This window comes from Streptomyces sp. NPDC051740 (genome assembly GCF_044453165.1).
GTDB classification, from domain to species: Bacteria; Actinomycetota; Actinomycetes; order Streptomycetales; family Streptomycetaceae; genus Streptomyces; species Streptomyces atrovirens.
In genome coordinates this window covers 30,813-46,290 of sequence record NZ_JBITCL010000003.1, presented here as the reverse complement: position 1 = coordinate 46,290, position 15,478 = coordinate 30,813, and the positions used below count along the sequence as shown (strand labels likewise).

At 73.4% G+C, this 15,478-nt stretch carries 19 protein-coding genes and 1 pseudogene; 15 read left to right on the top strand and 5 right to left on the bottom strand.

The features are described 5' to 3' along the window. Positions 1-21 precede the first annotated feature (21 nt). Entirely contained in the window at positions 22-1,251 is a 1,230-nt protein-coding gene (gene ccrA, locus ACIA6T_RS06010) for a crotonyl-CoA carboxylase/reductase (RefSeq protein ID WP_399445351.1), read from the top strand. 67 nt (positions 1,252-1,318) lie between these two features. Then, positions 1,319-1,516 carry an antitoxin gene (locus ACIA6T_RS06005; protein WP_399445350.1) on the top strand — a complete coding sequence of 66 codons (198 nt, stop codon included), beginning with the start codon at positions 1,319-1,321 and terminating at the stop codon, positions 1,514-1,516. Positions 1,517-1,564: 48 nt separating this feature from the next. Here ACIA6T_RS06005 and ACIA6T_RS06000 read toward each other — a convergent pair whose 3' ends face one another. The 3 genes from ACIA6T_RS06000 to ACIA6T_RS05990 form a co-directional block, all read right to left on the bottom strand. After that, complete coding sequence (locus ACIA6T_RS06000) at positions 1,565-2,194, bottom strand: enterobactin synthetase (RefSeq protein WP_399445349.1); 630 nt, start codon at positions 2,192-2,194, stop codon at positions 1,565-1,567. 181 nt (positions 2,195-2,375) lie between these two features. Beyond that, on the bottom strand, positions 2,376-3,860 hold the full coding sequence (locus tag ACIA6T_RS05995) for a class I adenylate-forming enzyme family protein (RefSeq protein ID WP_399445348.1): 1,485 nt from the start codon (positions 3,858-3,860) through the stop codon (positions 2,376-2,378). After that, on the bottom strand, positions 3,860-4,108 hold the full coding sequence (locus tag ACIA6T_RS05990; RefSeq protein ID WP_077799511.1) for an acyl carrier protein: 249 nt from the start codon (positions 4,106-4,108) through the stop codon (positions 3,860-3,862). The genes ACIA6T_RS05995 and ACIA6T_RS05990 overlap by 1 nt, the downstream gene beginning before the upstream one ends. Before the next feature lie 232 nt (positions 4,109-4,340). On the opposite strand from ACIA6T_RS05990, the gene ACIA6T_RS05985 reads away from it, so the two are divergent. The 10 genes from ACIA6T_RS05985 to ACIA6T_RS05940 all read left to right on the top strand — a co-directional run bounded on the left by ACIA6T_RS05985 (position 4,341) and on the right by ACIA6T_RS05940 (position 12,137). Continuing rightward, entirely contained in the window at positions 4,341-4,532 is a 192-nt protein-coding gene (locus ACIA6T_RS05985) for a hypothetical protein (RefSeq protein ID WP_399445347.1), read from the top strand. A gap of 53 nt (positions 4,533-4,585) precedes the next feature. Further along, positions 4,586-5,554, top strand: a complete 969-nt coding sequence (gene paaA, locus ACIA6T_RS05980) for a 1,2-phenylacetyl-CoA epoxidase subunit PaaA (protein WP_399445698.1) — start codon at positions 4,586-4,588, stop codon at positions 5,552-5,554. Then, on the top strand, positions 5,551-5,862 hold the full coding sequence (paaB, locus tag ACIA6T_RS05975) for a 1,2-phenylacetyl-CoA epoxidase subunit PaaB (RefSeq protein WP_399445346.1): 312 nt from the start codon (positions 5,551-5,553) through the stop codon (positions 5,860-5,862). The genes paaA and paaB overlap by 4 nt, the downstream gene beginning before the upstream one ends. 10 nt (positions 5,863-5,872) lie before the next feature. Continuing rightward, positions 5,873-6,664, top strand: a complete 792-nt coding sequence (gene paaC, locus ACIA6T_RS05970) for a 1,2-phenylacetyl-CoA epoxidase subunit PaaC (protein ID WP_399445697.1) — start codon at positions 5,873-5,875, stop codon at positions 6,662-6,664. Next, a complete protein-coding gene (gene paaD, locus ACIA6T_RS05965) occupies positions 6,658-7,179 on the top strand; it encodes a 1,2-phenylacetyl-CoA epoxidase subunit PaaD (RefSeq protein ID WP_399445696.1) in 522 nt (173 codons plus the stop codon). Before paaC ends, paaD begins: the two co-directional genes overlap by 7 nt. Positions 7,180-7,187: 8 nt before the next feature. Next, complete coding sequence (locus tag ACIA6T_RS05960) at positions 7,188-8,321, top strand: 2Fe-2S iron-sulfur cluster-binding protein (RefSeq protein ID WP_399445345.1); 1,134 nt, start codon at positions 7,188-7,190, stop codon at positions 8,319-8,321. Positions 8,322-8,398: 77 nt separating this feature from the next. Then, the gene (locus tag ACIA6T_RS05955; protein ID WP_399445344.1) at positions 8,399-9,175 is read left to right on the top strand and encodes an SDR family oxidoreductase; all 777 of its coding nucleotides are present in this window, start codon (positions 8,399-8,401) and stop codon (positions 9,173-9,175) included. Positions 9,176-9,200: 25 nt separating this feature from the next. Beyond that, a complete protein-coding gene (locus tag ACIA6T_RS05950; RefSeq protein ID WP_399445343.1) occupies positions 9,201-10,049 on the top strand; it encodes a tryptophan 2,3-dioxygenase in 849 nt (282 codons plus the stop codon). Further along, on the top strand, positions 10,039-10,887 hold the full coding sequence (locus ACIA6T_RS05945) for an alpha/beta hydrolase (protein WP_399445342.1): 849 nt from the start codon (positions 10,039-10,041) through the stop codon (positions 10,885-10,887). Before ACIA6T_RS05950 ends, ACIA6T_RS05945 begins: the two co-directional genes overlap by 11 nt. Beyond that, positions 10,884-12,137 (top strand): kynureninase, encoded by a 1,254-nt coding sequence (locus ACIA6T_RS05940; RefSeq protein ID WP_399445341.1) that lies wholly within the window; start codon positions 10,884-10,886, stop codon positions 12,135-12,137. The genes ACIA6T_RS05945 and ACIA6T_RS05940 overlap by 4 nt, the downstream gene beginning before the upstream one ends. Positions 12,138-12,146: 9 nt before the next feature. On the opposite strand, the pseudogene ACIA6T_RS05935 reads toward ACIA6T_RS05940, so the two are convergent. Next, positions 12,147-13,153, bottom strand: a pseudogene (locus tag ACIA6T_RS05935) (GAF domain-containing protein); the annotation flags it as partial. 432 nt (positions 13,154-13,585) lie between these two features. Between ACIA6T_RS05935 and ACIA6T_RS05930 the strand changes: the two are divergent. Continuing rightward, positions 13,586-14,620 carry a hypothetical protein gene (locus ACIA6T_RS05930; protein WP_399445340.1) on the top strand — a complete coding sequence of 345 codons (1,035 nt, stop codon included), beginning with the start codon at positions 13,586-13,588 and terminating at the stop codon, positions 14,618-14,620. Positions 14,621-14,626: 6 nt separating this feature from the next. After that, on the top strand, positions 14,627-14,899 hold the full coding sequence (locus ACIA6T_RS05925) for a hypothetical protein (protein WP_399445339.1): 273 nt from the start codon (positions 14,627-14,629) through the stop codon (positions 14,897-14,899). Positions 14,900-14,902: 3 nt separating this feature from the next. Here ACIA6T_RS05925 and ACIA6T_RS05920 read toward each other — a convergent pair whose 3' ends face one another. Continuing rightward, positions 14,903-15,061 (bottom strand): hypothetical protein, encoded by a 159-nt coding sequence (locus tag ACIA6T_RS05920; RefSeq protein ID WP_399445338.1) that lies wholly within the window; start codon positions 15,059-15,061, stop codon positions 14,903-14,905. Here ACIA6T_RS05920 and ACIA6T_RS05915 point away from each other — a divergent pair. Then, complete coding sequence (locus ACIA6T_RS05915) at positions 15,054-15,401, top strand: hypothetical protein (protein ID WP_399445337.1); 348 nt, start codon at positions 15,054-15,056, stop codon at positions 15,399-15,401. The two genes, ACIA6T_RS05920 and ACIA6T_RS05915, sit on opposite strands and share 8 nt — an antisense overlap. Positions 15,402-15,478 lie beyond the last annotated feature (77 nt).

Genomic DNA, 15,478 nt, shown 5'->3' with positions numbered 1-15,478 from the left:
CCCGCGACGAGGAGAACCAGCGTGCAAGCGACCCAGGACCTCTACGAACTCGGTGACGCCCCCGAGATCGGCACCGCCCCGAAGAAGATGTACGCCTCGCTCATCCGCCGTGAGCGCTACGGACAGCCCGTCGACGCCTTCCGTACCGAGGTGGTCGACGTGCCGCCCGTGGGGCGCGGCCAGGTCCTGGTGAAGGTGATGGCGGCCGGCATCAACTACAACAACGTCTGGGCGGCGCTCGGTTCGCCGCTCGACGTGATCGCCGCACGGCAGAAGGCGGGCGCCACCGAGGACTTCCACATCGGCGGCTCCGACCTGTCCGGGATCGTGTGGGCGGTCGGCGAGGACGTACGCGGGGTGGGGCTCGGCGACGAGGTCGTCGTCCTCGCCAACCGCTGGGACGAGAAGGCCGAGGACATCCGTCTCGGCGGCGACCCCACGTGGTCCGCCACCCAGCGGGTGTGGGGCTACGAGGAGAACTACGGCTCGTTCGCCCAGTTCGCCGTCGTCGACGACTACATGTGCCACCCCAAGCCCGCACGGCTGCCCTGGGCGGAGGCCGCCTGCTACATGGCGACCGCCGCCACCGCCTACCGCCAGCTCTTCGGCTGGCCGCCGCACACGGTTCGCCCCGGCGACCCGGTACTGATCTGGGGTGGCGCGGGCGGACTGGGCTGCATCGCCATCCAGCTCGTCCGGCACGTCGGCGGCATCCCCGTCGCGGTCGTCTCCAGCGAGGAACGGGGCGAGTTCTGCCTCAAGCTGGGCGCCGAGGGCTTCATCGACCGGCGGAGGTTCGACCACTGGGGGAGGCTCCCGGACACCTCCGACGAAGCGGCGATGGCACGCTGGCTGTCGGGAGCCAGGGCCTTCGGACGGGCCTTCTGGGAGGTGCTGGGCGAGCGCCGCAGCCCGCGCATCGTGCTGGAACACTCCGGCGCCGACACCATCCCCACCTCCCTGTACCTGTGCGACAACGGCGGCATGGTCGTGCTGTGCGGCGGCACCACCGGCTACAACGGCGACGTCGACCTGCGGTTCCTGTGGATGCGGCAGAAGCGGCTGCAGGGCTCGCACGTCGCCACGGCACGGGAAGCACGTGAGGTCACTCGGCTGATCGACCAGGGGATCATCGATCCGTGCCTGTCCCAGACCTTCGGCTTCGACGAGATCGGCCTCGCCCACCAGCTCATCCACGACAACCGGCACCCGGCGGGCAACATGGCGGCCCGGGTGGGCGACCTGGGGTGATTCGCCCGCGGCCTGAGGGGTACCTGCGGCGGGGTACGACGCACGCGCACCTCTTGGAGGTACCCCCATGGGCAAGCTGGGCGACATGATGAACAAGGCCAAGGAGATGGCCAAGGGCCACCCCGACCAGGCGGACAAGGGCGTCTCGGGCGCCGAGCGCAGGGTCGACGAGCGCACGGGCAACAAGTACGACGCCCAGACCGACAAGGCGGCCGGCGCGGCGCGGCGTTCCTACCGGGACGGCGGCACGACGCCGGAGCGCTGACCCGTCGCCCCGCCCGTCCCCGGCGCACCCGGGGACGGGCGGCTTCTGTCAGCCGGGGACGGCATCCCAGCCGGTCACGTAGCTGAAGACTCCCGCCGCCCCGACGTGCACGACCCGCACCCGCACGGCACGCGCGGGATCCACGCGAAGGCGGACACGCAGTTCGTCCCCGCAGGACGAGACCCGCAAGTCCCGCAGGCCCCCGTCCGCCACGGCGAGGGCCTTCCACGCGGATTCCTTGGCGGAGAACAATGCGGTCACCGACCAGACCACGAGCAGCGGCTCCTCGTCCGCACGCAGCACCAGACGGGCCGCTGCGCGGGGGAGGGGCCGCAGCTCCAGGTCACAGCCGAGAGGCGATTCCCCGTCGGCACCGCGCGTCACGGCGACGGCGATCCCCGCACTGTGCGAGATCGACGCGGCCCGGCCCGGCGGGAACACCGGCAGGCGCCCCGACCGGGGGATCTCACCGCAGTCCAGCCCCACCGCCCACAGGGCCCGGCGGGCGGCCCGCCGGCCGGCCAGGAACTCCCGCCCCCGCTGCTCCGGCATCGAGGCCGCGGCAGCCGCCTCGGCGGGCCCGGCCGGTTCCGCACCCGGTTCGGATGCGGCCGCGACACCGAGCCCGAGTCCGGCGGCGAGAAGGAGCGGACGCAGCGCGGCCAGGTCATCGCGCACCCACGGCAACGGCTTGCCACGGTGCGGCCCCTCTTCGGCCAGGCCCCACCACAGGGGTCTCCCGCAGCCCTGAACCGCCGGCACAAGCTCCGCACCAGCTCGGGCCGGCCACGGCGTCCGCGTCGTGGCCGGCCCGGGGCGCGTCGGGCGTTCACTCATCGCCGTCCGCCCTCGCGCGCCCTCATACCCGCAACAGCTTCTTGATGATCTTGCCGGCGGGATTGCGCGGCACCTGTTCGATGAACTCCACCCGTCGCGGCCGCTTGTACGGCGCGAGCAGCCCCGTCACGTGTGCGAGCAACTCCGCGGTGCTCGGCTCCGCGCCCGCCTCCAGGGTCACGTAGGCCAGCGGCACCTCGCCGTAGTCCTCGTCGGTCATGCCGACGACCGCCGCGTCCCGGACCGCCGGGTGGGTCATCAGGGCGCGCTCGATCTCGGAGGGGTAGACGTTCTGACCCGCGCGGATGATCACGTCCTTGGTGCGGTCCACCAGGCTGATGCGGCCCTCGTCGTCCATGAAGCCGAGGTCACCTGTCCTGATCCAGCCGTCGCGGGTGATCCCGCGGGTGGCCTCCGGGTCGTTCCAGTAGCCCTGCATGACGCCCGGCCCGCGCACCACGATCTCGCCGATCTCGCCGGGCGGCAGTTCCCGGCCTGCCTCGTCGACAGCGCGGGCGGACATGCCCGGCACGACCCGTCCGCACGGGATGCGGGCGGTCACGTCCCCGGGCGCGGGGTGCTCGTCGGGACCGAGCGTGACGAACGGGCCCCCCACCTCGGTCATGCCGTACACCTGCCGGAAGCCGCACCCGAGCCGTTCGACCGCGTCGGCGTAGACGTCGAGCGGCATGGGGGCGGCCCCGTACAGCACCTCCCGCAGGGAGGACAGGTCGGTGTGCCCGGACGCCTTCGCCTGGAGCATGAAGCGCAGCATCTGAGGCACCAGCCACATGTGCGTGGCGCGGTGCCGCTCCACCGCCGACAGCGTCCGCTGCGGAGTGAATCCGGGCATCAGCACGATCGTCGCTCCGGCCGCCAGGTAGGTGAGGGAAACGACCATGCTGCCGTGGTACAGCGGGCAGCAGTTGACCATGACGATGTCGTCGGTAGGGCGGGCCATCACCAGCCAGCCGAGGGCGATCGCGCGGAAGGACACGCTGTCGACCGTCACCCCCTTGGCCTGCCCGGTGGTCGCCGAGGTGTGCAGTACGGCGATGGGGTCGGTGTCGGCGACGTCCGGCAGCTCCCGCTCTTCGGCCAGGGTGCCCAGCGCCGCGAAGGCGGGCTTGTCGAAGGCGACCCGGAGACGCACCGACTTCGGCAGTTCGGTGTGGCGGTCGAGCAGTTCGGACTCGCCGAGGATGGCCACCGCGCCGACGCGCTCGACGATCCCGACGACCTCGAGCTCGGTCAGGCTGTGATTGAGCGGCACGAACAGCGCGCCGAGGCGGGCCAGCGCGAAGTAGCTCTCCAGGACCTCGATCCGGTCCCTGGAGAGCACGGCCACCCGGTCACCCCGCCCGATACCCAACCCCGCGAGGCCGTGGGCCAGTTGCCGCGTACGGTCGTGCAGCTCGGCCCAGGTGACGCTGCGTTCGTCGTCCACCAGCGCGATCCGGCCGGGCCGGCACTGGCGGTTGCGCTCCAGCAGCTGCGTCAGCCACATCACGCACCGCCGCTCGCGCCGGCGCCCGCGCGCTCGGCCACGAAACGCTCGTAGTCACCGATCGTGCGCAGCTCCTCCATGTCCTCGGCGGTGATTTCGACCCCGAGCCGCTGCTCGACCAGCAGGACCAGGCGCACCAGGTCCCCGGAGTCGATGCCGCTGGCGGCCAGGTCGGCGTCGTCGCCGATCCGGTCGGCGTACTCGACGGTGCCGGTGAGTTCGACCAGCAACTCCCTGATGGTGCTCATGGTTTCCCCTTTCGCCTCGGCGTGCCGGCCGCCGCGGTCTACGACTGTCACTTCCTCAAGAGGCCGCCGCGCCCGGCCGCACTCCCCGGACCGCCCCGTGAGCTTTGTCACGCACCCGAACCTCGCGGGCCGGGGATAGCCGGGCCGCACGCCCGGCCTCTTATCGCAACGAAGCAACCCGCTCCGCCCGGCACCCCGCGCGGGCGGTCGTCGAACCGAAGGAGTGATGTGCGTGCCCAGGCAGCCGGTACGGGTCCGGTCCCCGCGACGGTGCCCGCTGCACGGCACCGCCGCGACGGTCGCCGCACGCCCGGGCGGTGACCGGGAGCACAGCACCGTGACGATGGCCGCCGTACGTCCCGCGGATGTCCGGGAGCACGGCACCGCCGCGACGGTCGCCGCACGCCCGGGCGGTGTCCGGTGACCGCGTCGACCACCGCCACCACCACGGCCTCCGCCACCGCGGACGAGGCCGACCTGCTCGCCCACTTCGACGCGCTCATCGCCGACGGCGAGACGATCGAACCGCGCGACTGGATGCCCGACGGCTACCGCCGCATGCTGGTCCGTCAAATCGCCCAGCACGCCCACTCCGAGATCATCGGCATGCAGCCCGAGGGCGCCTGGCTCACCCGAGCCCCGTCCCTGCATCGCAAGTCGGTCCTGCTCGCCAAGGTGCAGGACGAGGCGGGCCACGGCCTGTACCTGTACTCCGCGGCCGAGACACTCGGCGTGGACCGCGCCGACCTGCTGGACGCCCTGCACCACGGCCGGCAGCGCGCCTCGGCCACCTTCAACCATCCCGCGCTGACCTGGGCGGACACCGGCGCCATCGCCTGGCTGACGGACGGTGCCGCCGTCATCAACCAGGCACCCCTGTGCCGTACGTCCTACGGGCCCTATGCCCGGGCGATGCGCCGCGTCTGCCAGGAGGAGGCCTTCCACGTGCGTCAGGGCTACGACCTGATGCGCACCCTGTGCGAGGGGACCCCGGAGCAGAAGGAGATGGCGCAGGACGCGGTGAACCGCTGGTGGCTGCCAGCGGTGGCGCTGATGTTCGGACCGCCCGACACGGAGGCGGGCGGCGCCGACGCGCGGACCGCTGCGCTGGGGGCCGCGGTCTCCCGCCGCGCGATGGCCTGGGGCATCAAGCGCCACACCAACGACGAGCTGCGCCAGCGTTTCGTCGACACCTGCGTCCCGCAGGCCGAGCGCCTCGGCCTGACGCTGCCCGACCCGGCGATCCGCTGGAACGAAGAGCGCGGGCACTACGACTTCACGCCCGTCGACTGGGACACCTACCGCACGGCCCTGGGCGACGACACCCACTGGGCGCGGCAGCGCATCGCGAGCCGCCTGGCCGCGCACGAGGGCGGCGCCTGGGTCAGGGAGGCCGCCGTCGCGTACGCCGCGAGGACGGACGAGCCGCGGGGAGCGGCCGCATGAGCGCGGCACGACAGGGCGCGTCGGCGTCCTGGGAGGTGTTCCTGCGCGCCCGCAGGGGCCTGGCGCACCAGCACGTGGGGTCGGTGCGTGCCGCCGGCCCGGACGCGGCACTGGCCGCCGCCCGCGACCTGTACACGCGCCGGGGCGAACCCCTGTCGCTGTGGGTGGTCCGCTCCGACGCCGTGCACACGGCCTCCCCGGACGAACGCGACCCGTACTTCGCGGGCGCCCGCCACAAGCCGTACCGCTACCCCGAGCACTACGCGCCGCTGACCGAGAAAGGCCCCGAAGGTGAGTACGACGAGTGACGTCGTGGCAGTGCGCCCCGGCACCCTGCCGGACGTGCCGCCGTCCGCCGCCCACCCCGATCTGGCCCGGTACGCGACGCGCCTCGGCGACGACGCGCTCATCCTCGGGCAGCGGCTGTGCCAGTGGATCACCCGTGCGCCGACCATCGACGAGGACCTGGCCCTGTCCAACATCGCCCTCGACCTGATCGGCCACGCCCGCGCGCTGCTCACCCGCGCCGGCCGCCTCGACGGAACCGGCCGCACCGAGGACGACTTCGCCTACACCCGCTCTGAGCGCGAGTTCACCAACGCCCTGCTGACCGAGCTGCCCAACGGCGACTTCGCCGTGACCGTGGCCCGGCAACTCGCCTACACCCACTACGCCGTCCTCCACTACGAGAACCTCGCGCACTGCGCCGACCCCGAGCTCGCCGCGTTCGGGGTCCGGGCCGCCAAGGAGGTCGCCTTCCACCGGCTGCACGCCGACCGCTGGACGGAGACGCTGGGACGCGGCACCGCCGAGAGCGCGCGCCGCATGCGACACGCCCTGGAGCGGGTGTGGCCCTACACCGGCGAACTCTTCGAGGAGGACGACCTCCTGCGCCGCCTGGCCGCGTCCGGCACCGTGCCCTCCCCGGCACCCCTGCGTGACACGTGGCTCGGGCGGGTCACTGGCGTCGTCACCGAGGCGGGCCTCGCCGTGCCCGCTCCCACCTGGTCGGCCACCGGCGGCCGCGCGGGCCTGCACACCGAGGAGTTCGGGCCACTGGTCGCCGAACTGCAGTCCGTGCGGCGGCAGTTCCCCGGGGGTACCTGGTGAACGCACCCACGCCCGCACCGGTCACAGCCCGCCGCTCGGCCCAGGAGGTGCGCGAGCGGGTGGCCGCGCTCCCGGACCCGGAACTGCCGGTGATCGGCCTCGGCGACCTCGGCGTGGTGGGCCGTGTCGCCCCCGGCGCCGACGGCGTGCTGGAGGTGGAGATCACGCCCACCTACCTCGGCTGCCCCGCGCTGCCCGAGATCACCGCCGCCGTGCGGGAGGTCCTGACCTCCTGCGGCCATCCGGACGGCCGCGTCCGGCACGTCCTGACGCCCCCCTGGACGACGGACCGCATCACCCCCGAGGGGCGACGCGCCCTCGCCGCGCACGGCATCGCGCCACCCGTGACCCCGGCACCCGACAGTCCGGTCCCCGTCGCGCTGGGCGCCGTGCCTTGCCCGCACTGCGGCTGCAGGGCCACCCGGCCGCACAGCGCCTTCGGCCCGGCCCGCTGTCAGTCGGTGCTGTGGTGCACCGCGTGCTGCGAGCCCTTCCCCCACCTGACCGCGCTGTGAGGCACACCGTGAACCCCGCCCCGCCCGCCCTCCTCGACGAGGCACCGGCCGGCCCGCCCCGCCGCTTCGGCTGGCACCCGCTGGACGTCCGCGAGGTCCGTCACCTGAGCGCCGACACGGTCGCCGTCACCCTGCACGTGCCCACCAACCTGCGCGATGTCTTCGCCCACCACCCCGGCCGGCACGTCGTCGTCCGGCACCGGCAGGCCTCCGGCACCGAACTGCGCCGCAGTTACTCGCTCTGCCCACCACCGCACGCCCCCTCGGTGCTCCGCCTGGTGATAAAACGCTCCGGCCCGGGCGGCTTCGGCGAGTACGCCACCACCCGGCTCGTACCGGGCGCGCGTCTGGAACTCTCCGCGCCCACCGGCGCCTTCGCCCTGCCGCGGCTGCCGGGCGCCCATCATGTGCTCCTCGCGGGCGGCACCGGCATCACCCCCCTGGCCCCGATGGCCGCCCACGCGCTGCGCCGGGACCCGACCTGCCGCGTCAGTCTGGTCCACTCGGTGCGCACCTCCGCCGACGCCGTGCTGGCCGATGAACTGGCGCAGGTCAAGGACGAGTTCGTCGACCGTTTCACCGTCCTGTACGTGCTGACGCGGGAGGACCGGGGGAGCGGGGGCGGTCCGCTCGCACGGCGGCTGGACGCGTCCGGAGTGCGCCGGCTGCTGGCCGCCGTGGACGCCCGGCCGGGCCCGGACACCACGTTCGCCCTGTGCGGACCGCCCGGCCTCGTCGCCACCGCCCGGCACGTGCTGGCAGGCCTCGGCGCGGATCCCTCGCTCGTCCGCTGGGAGCTGTTCACCGCCGAGGACAGGCAGCCACCAGAGCCGGAGCCGGCCGGGCGGGCGCCGAGGGCGGGGGAGTACCGGGTCACGGCCCTGCTCGACGGACGCCGCCGTGCCGCCACCGTCCTGCCGGACGACCCGGTCCTGCTCGACGCACTGCTGCGCAGCCACCCCGACGTGCCCTACGCCTGCCGGGAGGGCGTCTGCGGCAGCTGCCGCGCGAAGGTCGTATCCGGACAGGTGACGGCGGACGGCCAGCACGCCCTGGACGAACGCGACCGCGCCGCCGGCTACACGCTCGTCTGCCGCGCCAGGCCCCGCACTCCCGAGATCACCCTCGACTTCGACGCCTGATCGGCCATCCCGAGCACGTTCGACTTCGACGCCTGATCCGTCAGCGCCACGCCACCCCTCAGCGAAGGAGACCCACGATGACCGCCACCGCCCGCCACACGGGGAAGACCGCCCTGGTCACCGGAGGCAGCCGGGGCATCGGCAGAGCCATCAGTCACCGCCTCGCCCGCGAAGGCGCCCTCGTCGCGGTCCACTACGGCCACGACCCGACGGCAGCCGAGCGGACCGTAAAGGAGATCCAGGCCCACGGCGGCCGCGCCTTCCCCGTCCACGCCGAACTCGGCGTCCCCGGCGACGCCGACACCCTGTGGTCCGCCTTCGACGACGCCCTGGCGCAGCAGGACGCCCCGGCGGACCTGGACATCCTCGTCAACAACGCGGGCATCACCGTACCCCGCCCCATCGCCCGGGTGACGGAGGCCGACTACGACCGCGTCTTCGCCGTCAACGCCAAGGCGCCGTTCTTCATCATCCAGCGCGGACTGGACCGCCTGCGGGACGGCGGCAGGATCGTCAACATCTCCTCCGTCGCGACCCGCGTCGCCTTCCCGGCGATCGTCTCCTACACCATGACCAAGGCCGCCCTCGACCACCTCACCCTCTCCCTGGCCCAGGAGCTCGGCCCGCGGGGCATCACCGTCAACGCCGTCGCACCCGGTTACACCGAGACGGAGATCAACCCCACCCTCGCCGTCCCGGAGATCCGCCGCCGCTACTCCGAGGCCTCCACGTTCGGCCGGCTCGGCGACCCGGTGGACATCGCGGACGTCGTCTCCTTCGTCGCGAGCGACGACGCCCGCTGGGTGACCGGTCAGTGGATCGACGCCTCCGGCGGCGCCCACCTCGGTGTGTGACCCCTACGCACTCCTGGGAGATGTGATGAACGACCGCACGACCACCCTTGACGCACCGGCCACCGACTCCACCCTGACCTGCCCCTTCGAGGGCGCCAGCCCCTACGACACGTATGTGCACGCCTCGGTCCTCAACACGCTGCAGCACCCGCTCACCGAGGCCCCGGACGAGATGGGTTTCCTCGTCACCACCCAGGTGATGGAGCTGTGGTTCACCCTGATCGTGCACGAGTGGCGCGCCGCCAAGGTCGCCTTCGCCAAGGACGACCTGCCCTCCGCCATGGACGCGCTGGTGCGCAGCCGCCGCGCGCTGACCGCTCTGAGTGGCGCCTGGGAGCCCATCGCCGCCCTGACGCCTGCCCAGTTCAACGGCTTCAGGGCCGCGTTCGGCCGGGCCTCGGGCTTCCAGTCGGCGATGTACCGGCATATGGAGTTCCTCCTCGGCGACAAGTCCGCCGGGCTGCTGCGCGCCCACCGCGGCGACCCGGCCGTCCACGAGGCGCTCGCCGAGACCTACCGCGAACCGTCCCTGTACGACGACGTGCTGGCCTACCTCCACCGCCAGGGCCTGCCGGTCCCGGCCCATGTCCGCGAACGGGACGTGATCCGCCCCTACGACGGAGACCCCGGCGTGGTGGAGGCGTGGAGGCACGTCTACGCCGGTCCGCGGCACCACCCCCACCTCGCCCTGGGCGAACTGCTCACGGACATCGCCGAACTCGTCACCCGCTGGCGGTTCGACCACGTCCTGGTGGTCCGCCGCGCCATGGGAGCCAAACCGGGCAGCGCCGGATCCGCCGGGCTCGCCTGGCTCGAACAGCGCGCGGCCCGGCCGGTCTTCCCCGAACTGTGGGAGGTGCGCGGTGACGTCTAGGCCGATCTCCGCCTTCGCGGCCGAGGAGGAGCGACGGGTCCTGAGCCTGAAGCCGGTCCTGGCCCCGGTGCACGGCCGCTACGGCGACCACCCCCACCAGTCCTACGACGCCTGGCCGTCCGAGGACCCGGACGCCCCGCTGGTGGTTCTCCTGCACGGCGGCTACTGGCGCTACGACCGGATGCACCTGACCCCCTTCGCGGACTGGCTGTCCACGCAGGGGTTCAATGTGCTGCTCCCGGGCTTCAGACGGTCCGGCGGTGCGGGCGGCTACCCCGAGACCTTCGACGACATCGCCCGCATCGTCGACACGCTGCCCGAAGGCCGCCCCTACGTCCTGGCAGGCCACTGCTCCGGCGGCCACCTGGCCCTGTGGTGCGCCGCCCGGGGCCTGCTGCCGCCCGCCTCTCGCTGGTACACCCGCACCCTGCCGACGAGTGTGCTCGCCCTCGCCCCGATCACCGACCTCACCGCCACCCGCCGCGACCGCCTCAGCGATGACGCCGCCTTGCAACTCCTCGGCGGCGAGGAGCACTTCACGGCCCGCCTGCCCGAGGTCGACCCCCTCACCCTGCTGCGCGGCACAGGGGCCACGGGCGTGCCCACCGTGCTCCTGCACGGCGCCGCGGACGAGGAGGTCCCCCTCACGCAGTTCAGCGATTACGCGGCCGTGCACCAGGACCTCAGGACGGTCGTCCTGCCCGGCACCGGCCACTACACCCTCATCGAACCCGGGGCACCCGGGGCCCGCGCGGTCGCCGACACCCTCCGGGACATGGCGGCCGCCCACTTCCCGGCGGACGCCGGCCGCGCGGACGAGGAGGCCGCACACCGATGACCACCGCACTCTCCGCAACCGCCACCCTGCACGAGCAGGCCGCACGGCTGGACGCCGACGACCCCCTGGCCGACCTCCGGGCCCGCTTCCTGCTCCCGCCGGACGTCGTGTACCTCGACGGCAACTCCCTGGGCCCGCTGCCCGCCGCCGTGCCGGCGGCCCTGGACGACGTCGTACGGCGCCAGTGGGCGACCGGACTCATCGGCTCCTGGAACGCGGCCGGCTGGTGGGAGGCGCCGCTGCGCGTCGGCGATGCCGTCGGAAGGCTCATCGGGGCGGCGCCGGGGCAGACGATCGCGGGTGACTCCACCAGCGTGCAGCTGTTCACCGCCCTCGACGACGCCGCCGCCCTCCGCCCGGACCGCCCGCTGCTGGTCACCGACCCCGGGCACTTCCCGACCGACCGCTACCTCGCCGACGCGGTCGCCCGCCGCCGCGACCTGGAGGTACGGCACGTGCGTCCGGGGGACCTTCCGGACTTCCTCGCCGCCGAGGGCGAACGGGTCGCCGTCGTCAGCTACTCGCCCGTCGACTACCGCACCGGCGAGCTGTACGACATGCGGACGCTGACCCGGGCCGCGCACGACGCCGGGGCCCTGGCGCTGTGGGATCTGTGCCACGCCGCCGGCGCCCTGCCCCTGGACGTCGACGGCCTGGGCGTGGACCTGGCGGTCGGCTGCGGCTACAAGTTCCTCTCCGGCGGCCCCGGCGCTCCCGCCTTCCTCTACGTCGCCCGACGCCACCACACCACGCTGGAAACCCCGTTGCCGGGCTGGACCGGCCACGCCGATCCTTTCGCCCTGGCCGACTCCTACACGCCTGCCCTCGGCATCGCCCGCGCCCGCATCGGCACCCCGCCGATCCTCTCCCTGCTTGCCCTGGAAGCGGCCCTCACCGCCTTCGACGGCGTCGACCTGGCCCGGCTCCGTACCAAGAGCCTGTCGCTGACGGGCTTCTTCCTGCGCTGCGCGGACGAACTCCTGACCCCTCTGGGCTTCACCCCCGTCACCCCGGCCGAACCCGGCCGCCGCGGCAGTCAGGTCACCCTCCGCCACGCCCACGCCCGCGGTCTGGCCGTCGCCCTCGCGGAGGTCGGGGTCATCGCGGACATGCGCGCGCCCGACCTGCTCCGCTTCGGCGTCAACGCCCTCTATACCAGCCACCGGGACATGCTCACCGCCGCAACGCGCCTGCGCGACCTCACCGAAAAGGCCGACTACGATCCGGCACCGCCCACCCCGGGCCGGTGACCTGAACGGGGCGGCCAGGGCGGTGGTGACCGCGCCGGCCGCCAGCCGGCGTTCGACGACGGCGACGTCCGACTCCAGGGGCGCCGTGAGCCGGTAGGGCCGCGACGCGAGCAGTTCCGGCCCGAGCACCTGGCGCAGCCGGGCGAGCTCCGCGCGCAGTGTCACCGGCGTCACCGACTCGTCCTCGTACAGGGCGCACAGCAGTTCGTCACCGGTCAGGCCGTCGGGACGCCCGGCCAGCAGGACGAGGATCTCGCTGTGCCGGCGGCTGAGCCGGATCCTGCGGCCCTCCGTCGTCAGCACCGCCCGGTCGCGGCCCAGTGCCGCCAGTCCGGGCCCGCCGGCAGCCCGGCGCCCGGGGCGAGCAGCGCCAGCCGGTACTCCGCCGCGCGTGCCACGGCCTGTACGAACCCCAGGCTGTGCGGATGCGCGAGGCCGTCCCCGCCGGTGATGTCCACGGCACCGAGCAGCCGCCCCGTGCGGGGGTCGTGGACCGGGGCCGCCGCGCACGTCCACGGCTGTACGCGCCGTACGAAGTGCTCGGCCGCGAACACCTGGACCGGACGGCCCACGGCGACCGCCGTGCCCGGCGCGTTCGTCCCGACCGCGCTCTCCGACCACCGCGCGCCCGGCACGAAGTTCATCCGCCGTGCCTGCCGCAGCGTCGACGTGTGCCCCTCGACCCACAGCAGCCTGCCGCGCGCGTCGCACACCGCCAGCAGGTGCCGGCCGTCGGAGGCGAACGTGCCCAGCAACTCCCGGAACAGCGGCATCACATGCGCCAGCGGGTGCTCGGCCCGGCAGGCCCCGAGGTCACCGCCCGTCAGTTCGATGTCGGCGGTGCCGTCCGGGTGCACCCCGGCACGTGCCGAGCGCCGCCACGACTCGGCGACCACGCCGCGCACCGGGCGCGGCACCGTACCGGCCTCGGTGAAGGCATCGTGCGCCCGGTGCAGCACGCGTACGCGCTCGGCAGGGTCGGCTCCTGGCTCCAGGGCCACCCAGGGATCGGTCACCATGGCCTCCCGCGGGGCGATGCGCTGGGGGACATCGTCGCCCGGCGCGCGCGGGGCGACAACCATGTCGACGAGAGTGGTCCCTGCCGTCGCCGCCGGCATGGCCGGCCGGTGTGCGAGTGGCGGTGTCCCGCGCCGCGAGGAACACTGGCCGAACGGACCGTCGCCGTTCGTCGGTCCGGGAACCGCCGGGTGAGACGTGGTCTCACGACTGTATGTCACCAGGGAGACGCACATGTCCTCGAAGAGGCGCCGCAAGAAGAAGTCGCGCCGCAACCACGCGGCGAACCACGGGAAGCGACCGCAGTCCTGAAGGAGAAGCACCGCCGACGCGCTGCCGATCGACCGGGGGGACCGCTACGACGTCCGTCAGAGGGCGTCGTGGCGTCAGGTGGGCCGCGGTCGGTCAGGACGGACCGGGAGGGCGCGGTGATGGACGACAACGCCGAGAACGACGAGGCACCCGTCGAGGAGGGTGACCCGTACGACGGCGAACCCGACGCCGAGGGCCTTGAGGAATACGCCGAGGACCTCGAGGAATACACCGAGCCGGAGCCGTACGGCGACGAGCCGGGCTCCTACGAGGCGGAGGACGTGGCCGCCCCCCGGGGTGCCCCCGTGGCCGCCGACGCGAACCCCGATGTCTTCCTGGACGTTCCGGTGCTGAAGGTCGACGAGATCGACCTGGACGTCGAGGACCTGCGGGCGCACGTCTCCCTGCAGGCCGAGGTGCTGGATCTGCTGAAGCTGAGTGTGGGCGCCGACGTCACCCTCGGCCGCGTGCACCTGGGTATTTCGGGTGTGGAGGCACAGGCCCGGCTCAGGGTGCGTCTCGACAATGTCGCCATGATCATCAATCGGGTGCTCACGACAATCGATCGCCATCCGGAGATCCTGCGCGACCTGACGCGCGGGGTCGGATCGGCCGTACAGGACGTCGGTGGTGGAGCCCGTCAAGCCGTGGGTGAGGTGGGTACGGGTGCCGGACGGGCCGTTCAGGACGTCGGCCAGGGCGCCGGGGCTGCCGTTCAGGACGTCGGCCAGGGCGCCGGGGCTGCTGTTCAGGACGTCGGCCAGGGCGCCGGGACCGCCGTCCGGGACGTGGGCCGCGGTGTCGGCTCGGTGGCGGAGGACGTCGGCCGAGGAGCCGGCACGGCCGTGCGGGACGTGGGCCGTGACGTCGGACGCGCGGTGGAGGACGTCGGTGGAGCGGGCCGGGCTGCTGTCGGCGAGGCCGGCGACATCACCGAGGGTGTCGTGGGTGAAGCCGCGGACACGACGGGCGGCACCGTACGCCGAACCGGGCCGGACGCACGGAGCGCGCGCAGGCCGGGGGACGGGCACCGGGACCGGACCGCCCGCGGCGAGAGCGGCACCCGTAAGCGCCGGACACGCGCCGAGGACGGAAAACTGCCACCGCGGCCCGGCCGCCGCCGTGCCACCGAAGAACGGGAAGAGCCGCCCTGAACGGCGGTGGAGAGCACGGAGTGGGACATCTCGTTCCGGTCGACGGTCCACGCCGCGCGCCTCCGCTTCGCGGAGGAACCCCGGACAGCCGTCCGCTTCCCGGGCACCGGGGAGCGGGAGTCGACGAGCCACAGTGACCGTGACCACCTTCCCGAGAAGGTCGCTCCGAGCCACGACTACGGTGACGTCACCGTCGACTACCGCCTGGAAACACGGCTCGTCGGAGAGCCGGAGCGCAGACGCGGTGGCGTCGACGGAGCCGGCCGCCGGCAGTCGTGAACGCTACTTGATCAGGGCGTTCGCCCCGATGATCACCAGGCCGATCAGCATGTCGGCGATTCCGGCCCGGAGCGAAGCCGCCCACCCGCGGCCCGCGCTGCGTGCCGTCCACGCGCCCCAACCGGCGAGCAGCAGGGTGTTGAGCACCAGGGCGGTGTTCACCGCCCGGGTCTCCGTCCACCAGGAGGGCATCGCGGTCAGCAGCAGCACGACGGTGGGGACAGCCGTCCAGGCCCTGCTGCAGAGCCGGAGCGGTCGTCCGGTGACGCCGGTGGCCGGCCCCGCCGCGGCACCGTTCGGCAACCCGTGGCGCACGGGACTGGTCAGCAACGTTCTCAACCCGAAGATCGCGGTCTTCTACACCGGCCTCCTGCCCACGCTCGCGCCGTCCGGCCTCTCACCGCATCTCGGGATGACCTGCTGGTCCTGGCCAAGGCCCGCGCCTTCTTCGAGAAGCCTGCCCTACGACGTGCCGTGGACCGCGTCACAGGTGTCGTCCTGATCGGGTTCGGGGTCGAGGTCGCCACCTCCCACCCCTGAGCGGAATGCCGGAACAGCCGCTCACCCCGCAGGCCGCGC